Origin of the sequence: Pseudomonas sp. WS 5027, assembly GCF_012985695.1 — a bacterium.
GTDB lineage: Bacteria > Pseudomonadota > Gammaproteobacteria > Pseudomonadales > Pseudomonadaceae > Aquipseudomonas > Aquipseudomonas hygromyciniae.
Map to the genome: position 1 here is coordinate 39,051 of NZ_JAAQWU010000013.1, position 18,973 is coordinate 58,023.

The following is an 18,973-nucleotide window of genomic DNA, read 5'->3' on the forward strand; positions in this document are numbered from 1 at the left end:
ACGCGGCATGCCCGGTCTTCAATCCCTGCTCGCCAGTTTTGTTACAACCACCAACGGCTACACCCGCAACGGTGAGACCGTCTTTCAGCACCCGCACACCCAAACCCGTATTGCGCTCGCAGCTGATGTCGAGGCAATACAGGGGCTGGCGACTTTCGGTTGGACGGTGTCCGACTCGACGGTGGCTGCGAGCTTCAGCGTGCTGCCCGCGCTCCAGCGCATCTTTCCTGCACTACAGAGCCAGCACCCGGATCAGTTGGCCAAGCTGGTTACCCCAGATACCGTCGCTCAGTTGATCGAGGCGCAACCCGTTGAACATCGAGGCCGCATGGCGCGCTGGCTGCTTGTGCGAAGCCGCTCAACCGGCAACGCCGAGCTGGCAAAGTGGACGCGGGATGCCTGTGCGGAGTTGCCAATTCAAGCCGACCACCCCCTGGCGCCAACGCCGTTTCGACCTACCTACCTGCAGGGGCCGGACACCGTCGCTCGTATCACAGGTAACGAGCTGTCCGGCTACAAGCTCTTGCTCGTGGCCACGTCGAATGGCCGCACCATGTTGTCCTCGGCGCCGACGCTCGATGAGTTGTGGACGCCCAACAGTGAGTGGACTACCGCTCAATGGAATGCCTACGAGCAGCTGCTGCGCGCCACCCCGTGCGAGGCGCCAGCCTTCACTGCGCACGTCGACACCCCGCACGCGGACGCAGCCAGCCACACGCAGCACCTATGGGCCATCGAGCAGGGCACCGCCGCGTATCTGGGCAACGCTACCGACGTTCTTCGTCGGCGCTTTCGCCACACACCGTCATCGCAATGGCTCGATAGCGCCAGCGCCGAAACCGGCATCAGTTTGCAGGGCGCCAGCGGGATGAACCGGCTGATCGATCTGTTCATGGTTGAGCACTTGGATGAATCAACTGTGCTTCAGTATATAGTTCCGGCCATGCGCGAGGCTGACTCCGACTTTGCCGAGTTGAGTGACACAGCGCTGGCCGCGATATGGCGCAGCGCGTACAACCCGATCCTGAATTCTGTCCAGCGCGCCAACGACGACAAAGTTCGATTGCGTGTGGGCGAGGCTCCACCAGTTGTGAAGTCCTCAATCGAAACAATGCGCGGTCTGCTCTCCAGCTACTACGGCGTGAGCCCCATCGCGACACTCGAACTGGCTGGCAAGCTGCACCTGGTTGAATCCGTCGATGACCTACCGCCGAACTTGCGTGATGAGGTCGATCTGCACGGCGGGCGCGACCGGGTCTCTGGCATGGAGTACGAGAAGTCTGTCTACCTAATCGGCGCCAACACCGCGCCAGAAACAGTGTGCAGCGTGTTCCTGCATGAAGTTGGCGAACACGCCGCGCTCCACACCATGCTCGGGCGCGACTACGGGCGGATCGTCCAACGCTTCAACAAGCTTCTTTCCGAGGGCGATACCTACGCGGTTCAGGCCTCCATGATGGTGCCGAGCACAACGGCGCCGTCGAACCTCAACAGCGAGCACTTGGCACACCTTATCCAGCTGACCGCCGACGACCTCGAAGCCAAAGATGGCGGAGCGGGGGGCTTCGATCTGGGCCAACGCTGCATCAGGGATCTGCGCACCTGGTTGTACCGCACCCCCTTGATGCGCGAGTTGGAACGCCAAGGCGAGCTTGAGGATTTCAAGCTTGAGGCACACGACATCGCCACTCTGGCGCGTGAGGCTGTCGATTTCTACGTCGCCGACCACCAGCACAGCACCACCGCACTGAATCAGTGGGATTCCAAGCTCGATGGCGAGCTTGTCGCCGCGATGCACAAGATGTCCGTCGAACAGCGCATTGAGGCTCTGCAAACGCTTTCAGCTGAGCAGCAAGTGGCGTACCTCTACGCGCTGGGCACTATGCAGGCGCCCCACGGGCACGAAACCCTCACACAGATGGCGGGTGTTATCGCCGAGGCCACCAACAGCCCGGATGATGTCACACGCCTGATCGCCAACGAAGTGAGCGCGTTGACGCTGCGCCTGGCTACACAGTCCAGAGCCAGCCGCCGCCTCGATGACCACGGTTTGTTCGTTGCAATCAGCGGCACCCATGATCCTGCATCTTCAGTTTTGACACTGATCCGTGCCGCCGAGCATGGCCAGTGGGTCGCCGAGCACTATCAGGCCGGGTTGGGCCTCACGCTGAGAGAGGAGTTCGAAAGCAAAGAAGCGGCGATACAGATCCTGGGCCAGCACCATTTCCCTGTGCAACAAAACGAGTTGGATAGCGTCATCGCTCGCTGGGGTTCCGCTGTTGCCGCCGAGCATCGCCAGCTCGACAGCCAAGCTTTCCAGCGCTGGTTCGATGGCAGCGTAACCCGTCACAGCGACGGTTCGCCCATTGTCATGTACCACGGCACCGCCAAGAATTTTTCCCAGGCCAACGGTATTTTCTGGGCCAGCGCGCCAACGCCCGCTGAGTTGCGGCCCGAGCCAGTGCCAGCAACCGTGCCAACGCCCACTGCGCCCAACCCGTTCGAGAGTTGGTTCGCTGACTCCAAAATCGTTGATGCCCACGGTAAGCCGCTGACCCTCTATCACGGCACCTCGGCAAGCTTCAACGCGTTCAAGGTCAGCCCGTACGGCGCCATAGGTGCTGGTGTGTACACCACTCCATACGCTGGCGAAGCGCAGATCTACGGTGACAGGTTGATTGATCTGCACGCGAGCCTGACGAACCCCCTGATCGGCACCTTCGCCGAGATTCGGGCCATGCAGTACGCGAACGAGACCTCCGAGCGATTTACAGAGCGCCTGATTGGGCTGGGCTACGACGGTGTTGCCACCAAGGATGCCACGGGCGGCTTTGACTATGTGGTCGCCTTCGATCCCTCGCAGCTGAAGTCCGCAAGCCAGAACAACGGCATGTACGATCGATCGAATACGGACATACGATTCCGCTCTGAGGCGCCACTGCGCCCGCCGACGGAAACCCTCGCGTTCGCAAACTGGTTCGACGGTTCAAAAATCGTAGACGCGCAGGGCCAGCCGCTGGTGGTCTACCACGGCACCGGTGACGATTTCACTGCGTTCAAGGCTGGCCCTAGCTACTTTTCGCCGCGCATGGACTACAGCTACGTCCGAAATAGCGATGTCGTTATGCCGGTCTACCTGAATATCCAGAACCCCTACCGGCCAGCGAGCCAGCATGAGATCGAGAGCATCCGCTCAAACACTGAGCGCTACGAGGAACTTAAGGCGCAAGGGTACGACGGCATGATCTGGTCGATGCCTGACAACATCATGAAAGGAGCCTCCGGCTGGGGCAACGATCTGCCGCAGATTGTCGCGTTCTACCCAAATCAGGTGAAGTCGGCCATAGGCAACGCTGGCACCTTCGACCGCGCCAGCGACGACATCCGATTTAAGTCCTTCACTGGTGAGCCGCAAACATCGCTGCCCGCTTTCCAAAAGTGGTTTGGTGACTCGAAAGTAATCTCTTCGGGTGGAGTGCCGCTGGTGGTCTACCACGGAACCGCAGGAAGCTTTTACGAGTTCAAAGCTGGACGCGGCGGTTTCTATTTTACCGATGATGAGCATGCAGCTAGTGCGTACGCGGAAGCCAAAGTGTACGAAGGAGAAGAAGAAGGAGAAGACAGTGGCCCACGGGTTATCAGTGCATATTTGAGCATCGAAAACCCGCTGATCCTAGACCGCACCTGGTACAACGAGAACGTGTTGTACGACGGAGAGCCTGACTGGGAAGTGGTGGACAGAGAGGTCTATAACGCTGAGATGGCTGGGCATGACGGCTTGATTCTGCGCGGTTTCGAAGACTACTACGGCTTGAAAGACGGAAAACGCATAGAGCACGTGTACGACCAATACATTGCTTTTCGCCCAGAGCAGATCAAGTCAGCGGATAGCAATGCGGGTAGTTTTGACCGCGCCAGTCCCGACATCCGTTTCGATATGCCTGGCATCACCCCGCAGATCGAGCAGTCGGCGTTCAACGAATGGTTCGGTCAATCCCGGTTGGTTGATGCGGGCGGCGCGCCGCTGGTGCTGTACCACGGCACGAACAAAGACTTTACGGAATTCGACAGCTCTGCGGTCAATTCCCGCTTTCCATTTTCGTTCGGGTTTCACTTCACGGACTCGCGGGATGAGGCGAGCGTGTATGCGGACAGCGTGACCAACGCGGCGGTGGACTTCAACCCGACCGCACGGTTCGGGATGCCCCCCATGGAAGGAGGCAACATCATGCCCGTCTTCCTCAGGGCTGAAAATCCGCTGGTCATTCACACGGATCAAATCACGGCTTCAATCGAAGCTGATGTGAACCGTGAGCAGATCCTCACCCGCCTGGAAGACGCAATTGCTGCGGGATCACCTTACGATTCGGTCATCATTAAGCGTGAACGGGGCGACGAATACGACGGGATCAACGTCATCGTCTTTGACCCCACGCAAATCAAATCAGCCACGGGCAATGCGGGCACCTTCGACCGCCACAGCGCCGACATTCGCTTCAAGAACAACGGCCAGCTTCCGCAAACCAGCCTCCCGAGCTTTCAAAGCTGGTTCGTACGATCCAGAGTCGTCACTACAGATGGCGCTCCGCTGGTGGTTTACCACGGCAGTCATCAAGACTTTACCGTGTTCCAGCAGCAGGACGGCGCCCACATCGGCTTCCATTTCGGCAATCAAGTGGCTGCGAACACGCGCCTGGATGATACGGCTGAAAAGCACTTCGACAACGATGAGTACATTCGACTGAACGAGCGCGCATCCATGTTCTACATGGATCTTCGAGCGTTCAACACGTCGCTTGAGGAGAAGTCGGCCAATACATCACCTGAGACGATACTCGCTGACTCCAAGCGACTTGGTAAAGAGATCTGGGAAATTATCGGCGACTACGCTTATCAGCCGACGCCCGATGAACTCGCCAAACGTAAGGAACTTGAGACCCGCTTCAATGAAGCGAACGTGCTCGTGCACAAGTACGGCACTGGGAGCCATATCAATGCGTTCTACCTTTCAATCCAGCGCCCACTGCGCCTCCCAGACGTAGGCGACTGGGGAACGCCTGACACCGTGGCTCGCGAACTTCCATGGGGCTCCGATGCCGAGACCTTCGAGGAGATCGTCGCCGAGATCAAGGATCATGGGTTCGACGGCATCGTCTACCACAACAAAGTCGAAAACATGGCTGGCGAGCTAGCAGACAGCTACATCGCTTTCGATCCAGAACAGATCAAGTCTGCCATCGGCAATGTCGGGACGTTCGACAAGGAAAGCGCGGACGTACGCTTTGCTTTTGCTGGCGCCGGGGCCAATACCGCTTCACGCCCGCTGCTGGCCAGCGCCAAGGCAGCAAACGAAGAGGGCGGGGATGCGGAGCAAGTCCGCAAGGACACCGGCTGGTTTCAAGGCAGCGATGACAAATGGCGCTTCGAGTTAGACGACAGCCAGCTGACGGCCCGCGATAGCTGGAACCTGTGGGGTCAGAACACCTCAGCGCAGACCTTCCGCTTGCATGACCTGATCGACCACTGTTCGCTCTTCGACGCGTACCCTGAGCTGCGCTACATGAGCGTGACGGTTGAACCGGGCCTGCCGCCCGATCACGGAATGTTCCGCCCACTCGACAACAGCATCACCATTGGTGCGGAGCCCGAAGAGGGACTGCTAAATCTTTCGGATCAACAGCTCTCTGCGCTGATGCATGAGGTTCAGCACGGCATTCAGGAAATCGAGAACTTTGCGCATGGTGGTAGCAGCAGTGATACCACCTTGCTGCCGAGCACCACTGTGCTCAAAAACCTCAACGCCATCTACACCGAGCGCAAAATAGCCGCTGAGCAGAGCACGGAATATGCCGAGTACCTGGAGCAAGTTCTGTCTGAGATTCCTGCAGAAGAGCGGATGCGCGAGGGTGCCCGTGGCGAATACGACCATGGCATGAAAGTCGCACTACAAGCAGCCTACGACCGGTTTCTCGATCCGATAGAAGCTGAGCGGCTGGCGATGTTCGATAGGCTGCTGAAGCTTGAGGGCCCGCTACAAGGAGCAGAAAGCCGGATGCTCAGTTACCGCCTGCTGGCGGGCGAGGTCGAGGCCAGAAACGTTCAGGAACGCTTGCGCCTGACTGCGCCCGAGCGTGTGGCCATGTCGCCACAATCCACGCAAGACGCGCCTGAGGAGTCAGTCTATCTGTGGCATGAAGATGAAGTGCGCCTGGCAAGCCTCGTGCGTGCGCAGAATGATCAGGCCTCGGCTTTACCCGCCCCAAGCGCCAAGCTTCGCTTTGCCTACAGCGACAATGTCATCAGGGCGCAGATGGAAGCACTGGCCAATTTCTACACCCAAAGCGGTGAGTACCAGTTCGAGCAGTATGAGGAGCGTGAGCGGATCACTGACCAGCTGATCGAGCATCTGGCAGACAATGATCAGTTCCTGGGAATGGTTCTGCCCGTGGGTTTTGGTTTCAGTACGCTGACGCAATCGGCAAAACAACCTGGTGCGTGGCAAGTCACCGCATTGGACGCCAGCTTTGTGCCGCTGAGTGATGAAGGTACACAGTCCAAACGCGAAGCGCTGGCCACGTTCTTTGCTCAATTCGACACGGCCTCAGCTGCGGCAGTCATCACCGGCACCACCGCCGACATTCAGATCGCTAACACCCACCCCGGCGTGAGCAAATCTCTCAAAGGTTCAATGCTGGCGGATGAATACGCCGAGATGCGGCAGGACGTGGCCAAGTACTCACAGCCGGTGCTGGAGGCTGACCGTGCGCTGGTAATGCCGGTCTATCTGAGCGCGAAAGCACCGTTCGATGCCGACAAGCTTCCCCCAGGATCATTGAAGGTCGGTCAGCTACGCGATGAGCTGGTGCGGCAGGCTGAGGCATCCGGACGCCACATCGATGTCATGTTTGTAGGGAGCCTGGTGAAAACGATCACCAAAGCAGCCCGCTTGGAAGAAAGCGGGCCCTATTACAGAGCCCATGATTTTTGGGCAAACCCGACAAGCTTTTTTGGTGGCGCTGGCGCCGCAGCTCTTGAGCAGCTTTTCTCGCATTGCGGCTTCGATAGCATCAAGCTGACGGAGCGGGATCACCTCACATACGGGGTTTTCAGTTCCGCTCAAGTCAAGTCGGCCAGCGGCAACAGCGGCCTGTTCTCCGCCAATCCGGATATTCGCTTCACATTCGCTGGCGCCAACGCGCTCACCAGCGACGTATCGCGCCTCAAGCAGGCCAAGCAACTTGCAGAGCAGGACGAACCGACTGATTCCATTTGGCGCCAGACAGGCTGGATGGTCGGCACCGACGGCGAGTGGCGATTCGAGATAGATGACAGCAAGGCTCGTGTCCGGGGCTTCGATTACGACAAGAATGAACCGGAGGTCACCACCAGCGATCCTGAGCGGTACATGGATTGGGTAGATGAATCGATACACAGTCGCGACGGCGTGCCGCTGGGCCAGTTTTACGATCACCCTGAGCTGTATGCAGCCTACCCAATGCTGGCTCACCTCAAAGTCGTCGCGGTTGAGCGAAGTCCTGGCGATACGGCTTACGGGTCGCTTGCCTTCTACCCGTCATTCGCTAAATCCAAGCTGTTCGTTGCAGCACCCTACACGCTGTCAAATGATGGCCCCACCGTGGAAGAAATCCTGAGTCACGAGACTCAGCACGCCATACAGCATCTGGAAGGCTTTGGCCCTGGTGCGATCAGCAGCGACTTCGATGGCGAATTGAGTGCCAACGAAAATCTGAAGTCGAACATGCGTGCCTACGTCGAAATCCATGACCAGTCCATGAGCCTTGGCTGTGAGCCTGAAAAGTTCGCGGAGCTGTCCGGGCACGAACCTTTGATGATTGAACGCATTGGCACTTGGCGCCAACAAGGTAACTGGGAAAGCAATGTGGCTTCGTTCCGGCGTAACTTGATGTCGCCATACGACCTGTACTTCCATGAAGCCGGGGAAGTCGAGGCTCGAAACACCGCGCACCGCCTCGGGATGGACGCCGAACAACGCGCCAACGCCTTTCCGCTCGATACAATCGATGTCGAGTCGAGTCTGGTCAGGGTTACCCGCAAGATTCGAGTTTTCGCCGACAGTTCGACCGGGCCCGAAACAACCGCCTTTAGTCGCGCTGACTGTGGTTTTGAGTGGGCTACCAAAACTCACAGCTGGCGCTCCGGGCTGAACGACAACGCCAAGCTTATCCACGTAGGCGATTCGATAAACCTGTTTAGCGTGCAATCTGTAGCCGCGAGCCGCGAGGGTTTCGGAGAGGTATTCGCCGTTACGCTTGATGACACCGTGGTCGGCAGTTTCCTCTATGGCCCAGCAGACGCTGGTCAGCACCTCAATGCCGCCGCGATGGTTCACCCGAACTTCCGCCGCCAAGGCATCGCCAGCGCCGCGTATGACGCGATAGAGCGCGTTACAGGCCTGAGCCTTGCTCCTTCTACTACCAAGGCCTCTGACAGTGCTAACGCGTTCTGGTCAGCACGTCAGACTTCAACATCGCCTGATAAGGCAGTAGGCGACAGCGACGCCCTGAGGCGGTGGTTACGCAACTCCACCACAGTCGGCGCAGATGGAAAGCCTACCGTCTTCTATCACGGCACCCAAGCCGCGTTCCGAAATTTCGATGCGGCGCGACACCGCTCGATCTTGAACAACAAATATCAGGGGGATGCGTTCAACTTCACGCCTTCAGCTGCAGTAGCCAGCAAATACGCAACTGCCGCTCGAAACCAGCAATTCCGCCAACACGACCTGTTTGCAGCCGCCGACAAAGCTCTGCCGATATTGGCCTCGCGACTCCTCAAAGGGCTGGTCGAGGAGGGGTTTCCAACCTGGGAGAAGTACTCACCTCAGGACATGCAGCAGCTGATCGATACCTGCATATCGGCGGGGTTTGACCTCAACGACCTGGTGGACTTGTCGCAGCACGTCGAAGGCAGTGCGAGCGCATGGTTGCAGGAGGACTACAACCTCTTCGCCGATCACCACAACAGCGACATGCCCGACGACATCAAGGATCTGGCCGTCTCGCTCGGCCTAACTGATGCAGTGCCGACTCCTATCGTAATGCCGGTCTATCTGCGCTGTGAGAACACCCTCTTCACCGATGACAGGCAGCAAGCACGCGAAGCCCAATCGAAGGGTTACGACAGCGTGTGCTACAGCGGCGAGGGCACCGTGGATCAAGAGCCTGAATGGATGGTTTTTTCGAGCCACAACATCCGCAGTGTTTTCGAGTTTGAGCAGGACGCAAAGGTTTTCATGCAAGAGCACAACCGCCCCATGGCCACACCAGCAAGCGCCCCGATTACACCGCCAGCATCGACGCAGTTCGATCACTGGTTCGAAGGCAGCAGCTGCATCAATCAGTTCGCTGAGCCACGGCTTGTGTTTGTCCAGGACAACGCTGGCCATCCTTTCAGCACGTTCACCGACCTGAATGCGGCGAGTGCCGACGAGAAGGGCCGCGTTACGCCAGCGATCCTGGCTATTCGGTCGCCCTTTGTAGTCACGGACAGCGCCCATGTCTCGATCACCGACCTGAACGATAAGCTCGGCAACCGGAAAGCGGGTCTAATCGTTGGCGAGTTATTGCGTGATGGCCGCGTATTCATTCAGGACATCATCGAAAATCCGAGGTACGACAAGTGGCTCAAGCAGGCCGGTTATGACGGTGCGATTTATCGCAACCGGGATGGGGAAAATCGGTACGTGACTTTCACTCCGACGCAGGCACTCGTCGGAACCGCAGTTGCGCCAGACCTGACCGGCACCGTGCATTGGGGGCAGATCCAGAGCGCGGCGCCGCTGACTTTCACTGGAGATCGAGCGCGGGCCAGACAGTTTACTCTTAGCAACCACGGCAAGCCGCACGGGCACGTTGTGCCAATGAACGCCGCCGACCAGTATCTGGGTGCATCCGACCGACTCTACGTCAATCACTTGAGCGGCACACGACTGACCGCCGCCAGCATCACGGCACTGTGTGAGAAACCAGCTACATCGGGGCAGCTGCGCGACTTCCTCACCTTGTACCGCAAGGCTTTGGCTGGAAAGGCGCGGATCGAGGACACTTTTGCTGATCACATCCGTACCCTACGACAAGACATCAATCAGACGCGGCAGGAAGCGCGAGCAGACACCCCGCAGGCGAACCATCATCGCAAGATGGTAGACAAACTCTCCAACGCGCTCGCGTGGGCGGTGGAGCAGTCCAGCTCCGGAAAGTCCTTCAAAGGTTTGGTGAGCGAGGATCTGCTGCAATGGAACCAGCCGCTGTCCCAGCAGAGCGCGCTCGTGCAAAAGGCGCTCTCCACACTGGGCATTGATGGCCTGTACCAAGTGGAATGGAACGGCATACCGCAGCTGAAAACGTGCAACCGCTACACCGCAGCAGAGTTTGCTCGCGAGTATCATGACGGCAAGGTGGTGAAGCTCGACGGTGCCCGGTTGACGGGCCGCGCCTGCTACGAGGAGCTGGCCAACGACCTTGGGGGCAGCAAGCAGGCAGCACACCTCTTGGCCTCAATGGGCATCACTGGGGCTCAGCAAAGCACCACCGAGGTGTTGCTCTTCAAGCCTGAGTACAACCACGAACCGCTGGTGGCCATGGCCATGTGCAAGTCATCACCTGGTGCGCTCGATGGCGATAGCCTGGCCATTCACGATATTGGGGGCGTCTTGCTCAAGGGCGGCGTGCACTCGGCCTGCAAGAGCCTATGGAGCAATCAGGAGCGGGCGCTTGAGGTTGCCCAATCGGCAATTAACTTGCTGGCTGCTCGGCAGGCCCAGCAGGGGGAGTTTGCCAGTCCGCTCGCCGCCAACGACGTGCACAACAAGCTGCAGCTCGCCGAGGCCAGAGCGCTCCATCAAGATCTGATGTTCTCGTCCACACCTAGACAGTTCTTGCCATGGGATCAACCGCCGACTGAGCAACAGTTGAAGGCGCTGGCGCCGGTCATCCAGTTAGACCCAGCCCACGCACTGCCAGGCTCCGCCGTCTTCAGGTTGATCGCGGGCAGGCAGGAAGGCATCGAAGGGGCAAAAGCCATGCTGAGCAAGGCTGGTTTCGTCGGGGTCACCTCTCAAGAAAACACGCTTGCGTGGGGTAGCGGCGCCGAGAAGGTGTGGCGCACGGTGGCCAGCGATCTGCCTAGGCAGGATTTCACCATCTTACCTGAGCAGGTCGAGTCAACACGTTCGATTTTAACGATGAACTTTGGCTGACGGAAAACAAACCAACAAACAAACCAACAAACACAAAAATAAAAGGGCCCATAAGGGCCCTTAATCTTTTTCTACAGCGTTCTGCAAAGTTACTGAAGAGTTACGCCAGTCTTACTTTCTGCTTCAGCTTGCTCAAGTAGTTCAACCTGCGCCGGATCTTTCGCATCAGGCTCTGGCTTGGTTGCTGCGGCCAGCTGAGCTTTGATTTCCTTCAGCAGCTCGACTTCATCTGCGGTCAACTTCATGACAAAGTGATCACCCTGAAGGCTGATCTGATCGATGCTTTGGCCTAGAGTCGCAAAGCCCTTGTGTACAAATTCCACAGTCTTTTTGCTGATTTTAGGCGCAGCACCAGCCAATTTGCTGATATGTTTACCAGTGATCTTGATGTTCTTGCGAGGCTCTTCAATAGGTGCCTTGCTTGCACCTGACTCCGCCGCCGCACCATCTTCCGCAACAGGTGCCGGACTTTGCGGTGCTTGAGCCTGGGGCGAATCAAGCCCAGCCGAAATATTTTTAAGCGCCAGCTCAAGCTCAGTAGTTTCTTGCGCTTGCTCCAACTCTTGTGCAGCTATGGCTTCATTTACAAGTTCCACAGCTTTATTACCGTGCTCGTTATAGAGCGACATCGCCAAAGTTGCTTTAATCACATCTTCTGCAATCAACTGTTTCAAAGCTATTGGCAGCTCCAACAGTGGTAGGGTAGTGCGCACGTGCTCAGAAGTCCTGTTGACCTCTTTGGCGATGCGCGCAACAGACCAGCCCCACGCCGCGAGTTTGCCGTATTGAACTGCGCGCTCAAGTGGCGACAGGGGGCGCCCATCGTTCGCGGTGAGAACAAGCTTCGCCTGCTCAGCCTCGTCGCCTTTCTGCTCGACAACAAGAATCTTCTCGATTACCGCACCTTCGGAGATTGCTAGCATCAGGCCACGGCGGCGGTGCGCACCATCACGCACCAGGATGTCACCGTTGCGTACCACCACCACAATCGGAGGTACGAACCGACCTGCTTTGTAGGACTCGGCAAAACCGCGAATGTGGGCGATTACATCTGGACGATTCCAGTAGTCAACAGCGAACGCGCCGCGACTGTTGAAACCTTCCTCCTCAACCAACAATTCAGGGGCTGGCCAAAACGAATCAGCACGCGAAATGACGCCTTCAGTATAAGTGCGCAGCTTGCTCAGGGTATTGATTCCGCCGCCAATCGACTTACTGTTGTCCTTGCTCATTTTTAGCCCTCGGTCTTCGTGGTGAGGTTTGCCTTAGATGGTGCCCATGCTACCGATTCTCCCGGTAAAGGTCAATATATGTTTTTAATATTTATTTATGCTTTGCCAGCTGAATAACGAAAATCCCCGCCAGGGGCGGGGACATGCATCGAAAACAGTGAATCTGAGCAATATAAACGCGATCTAGCCGGTTTTTTTGCCGAAAATATTTTTCATAATATTTTGGTCTGTCATGTCATAGATCGCGGTTGTCGCGATGTTGGCATGCCCCAAAGCAATTTTGGCGATGTTAAGGCCGTGTTCGCTGATCAGATCAGTTGCAAGTGTTCGGCGTGCATCGTGCGGCTTCATCACAGGCACACCGGCATATAGGCACCGCTCGCCAAGTGCGCGCCACAAGCCATTTGGGCTCATGGGTGAGAGCGGCTTGCCACCCTTGCTCATGCGCCGAAGGATTGGGCCCGATTTGATATTCAGGCTGGCAAGTTCAGCGATCCACTCGCGCAGTGGCTCAATCGCCCAAGCGGCGAGGTACTTCTCAACAAGGTGGTCACCTTTGACCACCACCTGGAACATCCCCTCATTGAGGTTCAGGTCTTGAATTTCCAAGCGAGTTGCTTCCGAGCGCCGAACCCCTGATCCAAAGAGGATGCTAAGCATGGCCTTGTCGCGCTTCCCAAGCACTTTGCGTTCATCCTCGCCGCAGCTTTGCAGCATCCGACGGCGATCCTTTTCCTTAACGTACTGACCAAGGCCAATTCGATTCGTGCCTTTGGGGGCTCGGACATCGAGCATAGGCTCATACTGGTCGCGGTGAACCAGATTGTGAGACATGCACGATTTGACGACGCCGCGCACCGAGTAGATGTAGATCCTGATCGAGGCGTTGGACACAGTCCCGCGCCAGCGCTGCACGAGCTGTTTCAGTTCAGGGGCGCCGATGCGATCCCATGGAACCATCTGGAGCGGGGCATCTTCGTACCCCATTTCATCAGCGGCCTTACGCAGGCCATGTCTGACCGTCGCCTGGCTGTTTTCAGCCAGCCCCCCCAGGAACGCATTCATTGCAAACTCAACGGTGTACCTATGACCAGTCTCCGCAGGAATCATTGGCAGAGTCGAGATCGTATGAGGTAAAACTATCAAGTTACTCATTGTCAGCACCCTAAAAGCAATTTCTTTTAAATCACATTAATTGGAACACTAACCAATCAACATCTTTATCTTGTTAAAGCGTAGCGCAACAATGCAGTAAGTAACAAGGCAAATTATTAATAATTCAAAAGAGATAAATAGGTCGGTTAGGGACTACACGGAACACCTTATCTAAACTGTATGAATTGAAAGGGTAGGGTAGGGTGAGGGGAGGGCGCAGCAAATAAAGGTCTCCTGTACAAGATGGGTAGATTGGAGGAGGGCAGCGGTGCCCTTTCCCCATAACACTGGCGGCAACGCCAGTACCTGCAAGGCCTTTACGGTGTTTCGAATAATGCACAGACCAGCGAAGGAGGGCAATTACACTAACAATCAAACTAAGATATGCATCTATTGTTCTGCATTCAAATTTAGAATAAAACTCTTATTCTTTATAAGCAGTCAAAATTAAAAGGTGAGCCAATTCATAACGCTTAACTGCATTGCTTATTTGCTGATCCGATAAAGTCGGGTTGCATAGTTGCTGTCGTGCTTGTTCAGCGTTCCGATCAAGGACCAGAATTAGTTTAGCTGCTTCGTGCACGGCCCCCATTCTAGATCTGATCAGTCGTGCGCAAACTTCGAATTGGCTTTCGGTCATATAGAGTTACGCCCCCACTAAACTACACGTGTAAACGTGTATTAGAATATAAACGAAGAGTATGCCACTGATCAAACTGCGTTGCAGCCCCTGAATTCAGGGGCTCAAGTGCCTGGGCGCTGTATGAGCAAGCCTATCTGATGTGTTGGCCAGCTACCGCTAAATCCCACCGTATATCGCGCTTCTGCATGAAAAGCGCAGGCCCTTGACCCTGCCAATTGCTCAGATTTCACGTAGGAGCGCGCAAAATTTAAATATCTATATAAATCAATTGGTTATGGTTTTCTGATCGTCCTGGCTGGGTTTTTTTCGTCTTCAGCGTTTTCCACCTAAAATCTGCGTCCGCACCTGATGGAATCTGAGTTTTGCGAGCAGCGGAGTCGGTCGTCGCAAACCGGGGGTGATGGCCATGCCTGGACTATCCTATACAGAGTGAATCGCCACGTTCCCGTTTTTTGCTGACATTCACAGGAGTCCCGTTTTCAAATGCGAATTTTTATCACGAATTGGAATCAAAAAATCCATTACGCAAGCAAATAGGTATTATAGTGCGTAATGTAATCAATCGGGAAATAGTCGTGCCACTTCTCGCGCCTTTCGTCATTTTTCCCTCTTTTAAAATTCCAGTGGCATTTCGGCGCCACACAATTGAACCGCTAATTTCAGTGGCGCAAAAAAAGCATTTTTTTACCATCCTCGCGACTGCCGCCGTCGCACCTGGTTGTCGACTGCGGCCAGTCACCTCAATCATCAACTCACAAAAAAGCCCAGCTGGTAGCTGGGCTTTTTTTGATCGCGGTGCGTTATTTCGCATCAGCCAATTCGGCAAACCATCGGGTCAGCTTTATACCATCGACTAACTGAATATTCGTGCCTTGTGAGAATTTTTTCGCCTCGGCGGTGAATGCTCCTGACGTAACAACAAATCCACCCGCAGCACCTTGGGCGGCCATAACTCCGTAGAGTTCGCGGACAATCTGCACACTCACTCTTTGCGCTTTCCACTGTTTGCATTGAACCAGAAACAACTCACTTTGCCGATTCAGGACTAGATCAATGCCACCATCCGGGCCCTTTTTTGTCTGCTTGACTGAATAGCCTTGGCGGCGAAATGCCTCACCAGTCATCCGCTCAAACTCGTGCCATGTCAGGCTACGAATCGCTGCACCTGGATCAGAAGCAAATGAGATTCGGTTGAATTTCTTGGCATTCGTCCTCCGATTTATCGTACCAAGCAGTCCGCCAAGGATGAAAATCGGAGGAAGGACAAACTGCCCGAGGTAGCCAATCGTTCTTAAAATCTGCCCGCCAGCAGCGTGCCCAAGATCGGCCAGATCATGCGGAACATTAGGTTTAGTCATCCATGGAGCTTCTGAGCCCCCGTAATAGCGAAGCGCAACAAACACGGAAACTGCTGCGAAAACATTAGCCCAGAGTGGCATTTTCATTGAAACGGCGATTAAATCGCCAAACGTTGAGCCCCGTCTACGACGTGCCATGGTGAATATCCTTAATTAACATACCCGCCGTTAACGGTAATTAATCCCTTGGCTCTGCCAATGGATCTGTTATTTTTTGGCTGCCATTCCACTGAAGAAGCTCAGGGATAACTGTCTTTCCGCTCACGCCTACTTCCCGCACAAATGCTTCGACCTCGGCGGTTCTTTGTTTCTGCATTTCATAAATCTTATTGATCATTCCTCGGGCCTTGTTGCCGTGCACGCGACTAAAAATTGCCTGGGCCTCGCGAATTTCAACATGGTCATCTAGGCCCAATACCAACATATCGGTCTCCACCATTTCTGGCCCCCAGCTCATCACAACTTGAACCTGCTGCGCCCCCGTGACACGGAAACCCAGTGCCTCGTAGTAAGGCACCTTGTCCAGGTTGCAGGTCAGGTTAATCGACTGATAGCGAGCTTTGACATTATCGAGCATGGCCCGAAGAATGCCTTGCCGACGGTGATCCTTTTGCACGGCGGCGTAGTTGATCCCGCAGTTGGTCGATTTTTTCCCACCGATGACGATGGCAAAACCAATTACTTTGGAATTAGTGTCTTTCGCGAGAACCACGCTCACTGGCAGGCCATGGCATTTTGTCAGCGCATCGTTGACGTACTCACGGACTTCGACCTCGATCAGTGCCAAGCACAGACTACTGGTCGGCCCATTTGGCTTGACGTGCTTGAAGATCAGATCGACGTAGTTGGCTCGCGCAAGCTTCAGGATCTGCGGCGCATCGGCCTTGGTTAACTCGGTGGTTATGGTGAACATTCTACCGTCCTTGAAATAGGTTCAGCCCAAGTCAACTCGGGCATCTTTGGGAATTTGGTATGACGTGTTGCACTCATCGCAATCGTAAGTTCCCCCACGCGGGTCATTCACAAAACCCATCTGAGTCGCACTGCAATGTGGGCAATCAACGCTTGTCACATAGGCCACAATTACGATCTCTTTTTCTGTATTCATTCTTGCTGCTCCGCTCAGTCTTCCGGTGTGCTGGTGTACAGCGCATCGCTATAGGCGTCGGCTCGGGCGTAGTCTTCGGCCGCTTCTCTGTTATCGCTGTGGAATGGCTGGAATACCACCCACGAGATACATGACCAGCGCGGGTCGCTGAGGAGTCGCTCAATGTCAGCGATCTGCGCACGAACATAATTCAGATCGGACCCCACGCCCTCGGCTAACTGACTTGCCTCTGGCTGATCAGCCCATACGCGCATGCGCTCCAGCATTGCTTCGCATTCTTCACGGGCAATGGAGCGGGTCTCACCCTCACCTGGCCAGTCGAAGGCTACACCGCCATGCTCCTGGAAGAGGCTAAAAGTGTTGCGTGCAGCGAGGGTGGTCACCGTCTCGCCTGCCAAGAAAACCTGCAGCTTTGGTGCCTTATCGGCTTTCCAGCCGAGCTGAGCCAGCGCCATTGCCGTAGCTTCTTCTTTGTCCGAAGCAGCTAGGTTTAGCCGAAAGTCAAAGCCCTCAAACACTGACCAGTAAATTGGTTTTAGCTCTTCATTACAGATCTCGCTCACCATAAGTCACTCTTTCGAAGCACAAGGTTTGGCCACTGCCGATTCTCGGGATTAAGGTAGCGGTGATCGGCGCCAGCTCATCGGGGCCATGTTGACTCACCCTTCCCTCGCGAATTTATTCGCGGCTCTGTTCGGCATTGTAAAGGCTAACGCACACCAGTTCATCCTTTTGCCGTAATATTGTACCTTGTGCATTCGACCGGTTATCCACAAATGCAGTGGATAACTCTGTGGGCAGAAACATACGATGCACTCTGGCTGCCCCAGTAGAGATGTGATCAAATTTTGAACAACGATCGGACACCCTTGGGAGCCACGCCGTGGACGACAAATCTGCACCCAGCGACAGCAGCACACTGCATCTGGCTATGAAAGTGGCTCGTATCTACTATCAGAATCATATAAAGGATGACGCCCCAAAATCCTACTTAGAGAGTCGCGGCCTCTCACCAACCGCCCTTTACAAATTTCAGATTGGGTATGCTCCAAAGGCTTTTCGTGGCCTTGTCGATCACTACAGCTCACCCACAGTTCTCTTCGCTGGAAAAGAGGCTGGCGTGGTCACCAACATGCAAGACACTAAGCGACTTCGGGATTTCTTCATTGATCGTCTGATGTTCCCTATCAGAACTCACGAGGGTGACCTGGTAGGTTTTGCTGGACGGTTGCTAGAACCAAAGGAAGGGTCGCCGAAGTACATCAACACCCCCGAGACAGAGCTGTTCCATAAAGGCGCTATCCTTTATGGCATGTTCGAAAACGGGGCCGCCATCAAGAATGCGATGGAAGCCATCATGGTTGAAGGCTACACCGACGTTATCACCATGGCCGACAACAACATCCCTCTTGGCGTTGCGCCAATGGGCACCGCCCTCACACCGATGCAATACTCTCTCATCATGAATACCGGCGTGCGCAAGCTCACAATGTGCCTGGACGGCGATAGTGCTGGCATGAGGGCAGCCGAGCGCAGTATCGAAACGATCATGGAGCAATATCATCCGGGGCTCGCGGTCTACATCGCCACCCTCCCCGATGGCCATGACCCCGACTCGATGATCAAGGCTCACGGCGCTGATGGCTTCCTTGCGGAAATGGACAAGGCGCTTCCACTAGATGTCTACATCCATAAAATTTGCTCTGTCGGTCACCGCGCCGAACCGAGCCTGGATGACAGAGCTGAGTACCTCACGAGATTGGGGCCATACGTTGAGCAGTCCAGCGGTACGCTCTATAACGTGCTCCTGGTAAAGGCCATCGACTACACCAAGTTGCAACGCGATCAGGTAGTAGAACTGCTCCCTGCCCGTGCAGAGCAGGACAGCCAAATTACTTGGGACAAGAACACCGCCCTCGCCGCTCGGTGGCTGGTGCATGATCAGCACCAGCAAAAGCAGATCGCTGCCAAGCTGTCGGGTATCAAGTTGCAGTCTCTGGGGCTCGATGAGCTTTCGACGCTGGCGAAACAGTACGAGGATGGGGCACAGCCTACTGGCCGTCTCCACCAGTACGCTCAGGCTCACGGTGGGCTATCTACGACGGAGATCAGTGAGTTGCGGGTGAACTGGCAAAGCTGGATGAAACGAGCAACGCTCGATGAGGGCCTGAAGAATATCGCTGAAAACCCCTTCAGCGAGTCGGCCAAGCAAACGATTCGTATGGCTCTGCGCTGATC

At 55.6% G+C, this 18,973-nt stretch carries 7 protein-coding genes; 2 read left to right on the top strand and 5 right to left on the bottom strand.

The window, feature by feature from the left end:
* The first annotated feature begins 7 nt into the window (after positions 1–7).
* On the top strand, positions 8–11,239 hold the full coding sequence (locus HBO09_RS16900; RefSeq protein WP_170060925.1) for an LPD23 domain-containing protein: 11,232 nt from the start codon (positions 8–10) through the stop codon (positions 11,237–11,239).
* Positions 11,240–11,328: 89 nt separating this feature from the next.
* Here the strand turns inward: HBO09_RS16900 and HBO09_RS16905 are convergent, their stop codons facing one another.
* The 5 genes from HBO09_RS16905 to HBO09_RS16925 all read right to left on the bottom strand — a co-directional run bounded on the left by HBO09_RS16905 (position 11,329) and on the right by HBO09_RS16925 (position 17,301).
* A complete protein-coding gene (locus HBO09_RS16905) occupies positions 11,329–12,471 on the bottom strand; it encodes a chromosome partitioning protein ParB (RefSeq protein WP_169996016.1) in 1,143 nt (380 codons plus the stop codon).
* Positions 12,472–12,654: 183 nt separating this feature from the next.
* Positions 12,655–13,536, bottom strand: coding sequence for a site-specific integrase (locus HBO09_RS16910; protein ID WP_169996015.1), 882 nt, complete (start codon positions 13,534–13,536; stop codon positions 12,655–12,657).
* 1,533 nt (positions 13,537–15,069) lie between these two features.
* Positions 15,070–15,765: a restriction endonuclease gene (locus HBO09_RS16915; RefSeq protein ID WP_170060926.1), complete on the bottom strand. Its 696-nt coding sequence runs from the start codon at positions 15,763–15,765 to the stop codon at positions 15,070–15,072.
* A 40-nt stretch (positions 15,766–15,805) separates the two neighbouring features.
* Positions 15,806–16,540, bottom strand: coding sequence for a GNAT family N-acetyltransferase (locus HBO09_RS16920; protein ID WP_169996011.1), 735 nt, complete (start codon positions 16,538–16,540; stop codon positions 15,806–15,808).
* Positions 16,541–16,749: 209 nt separating this feature from the next.
* On the bottom strand, positions 16,750–17,301 hold the full coding sequence (locus HBO09_RS16925; protein ID WP_169996009.1) for a hypothetical protein: 552 nt from the start codon (positions 17,299–17,301) through the stop codon (positions 16,750–16,752).
* Between the two features lie 317 nt (positions 17,302–17,618).
* Between HBO09_RS16925 and HBO09_RS16930 the strand changes: the two genes are divergently transcribed.
* Positions 17,619–18,971, top strand: a complete 1,353-nt coding sequence (locus HBO09_RS16930; RefSeq protein WP_169996007.1) for a toprim domain-containing protein — start codon at positions 17,619–17,621, stop codon at positions 18,969–18,971.
* Positions 18,972–18,973 lie beyond the last annotated feature (2 nt).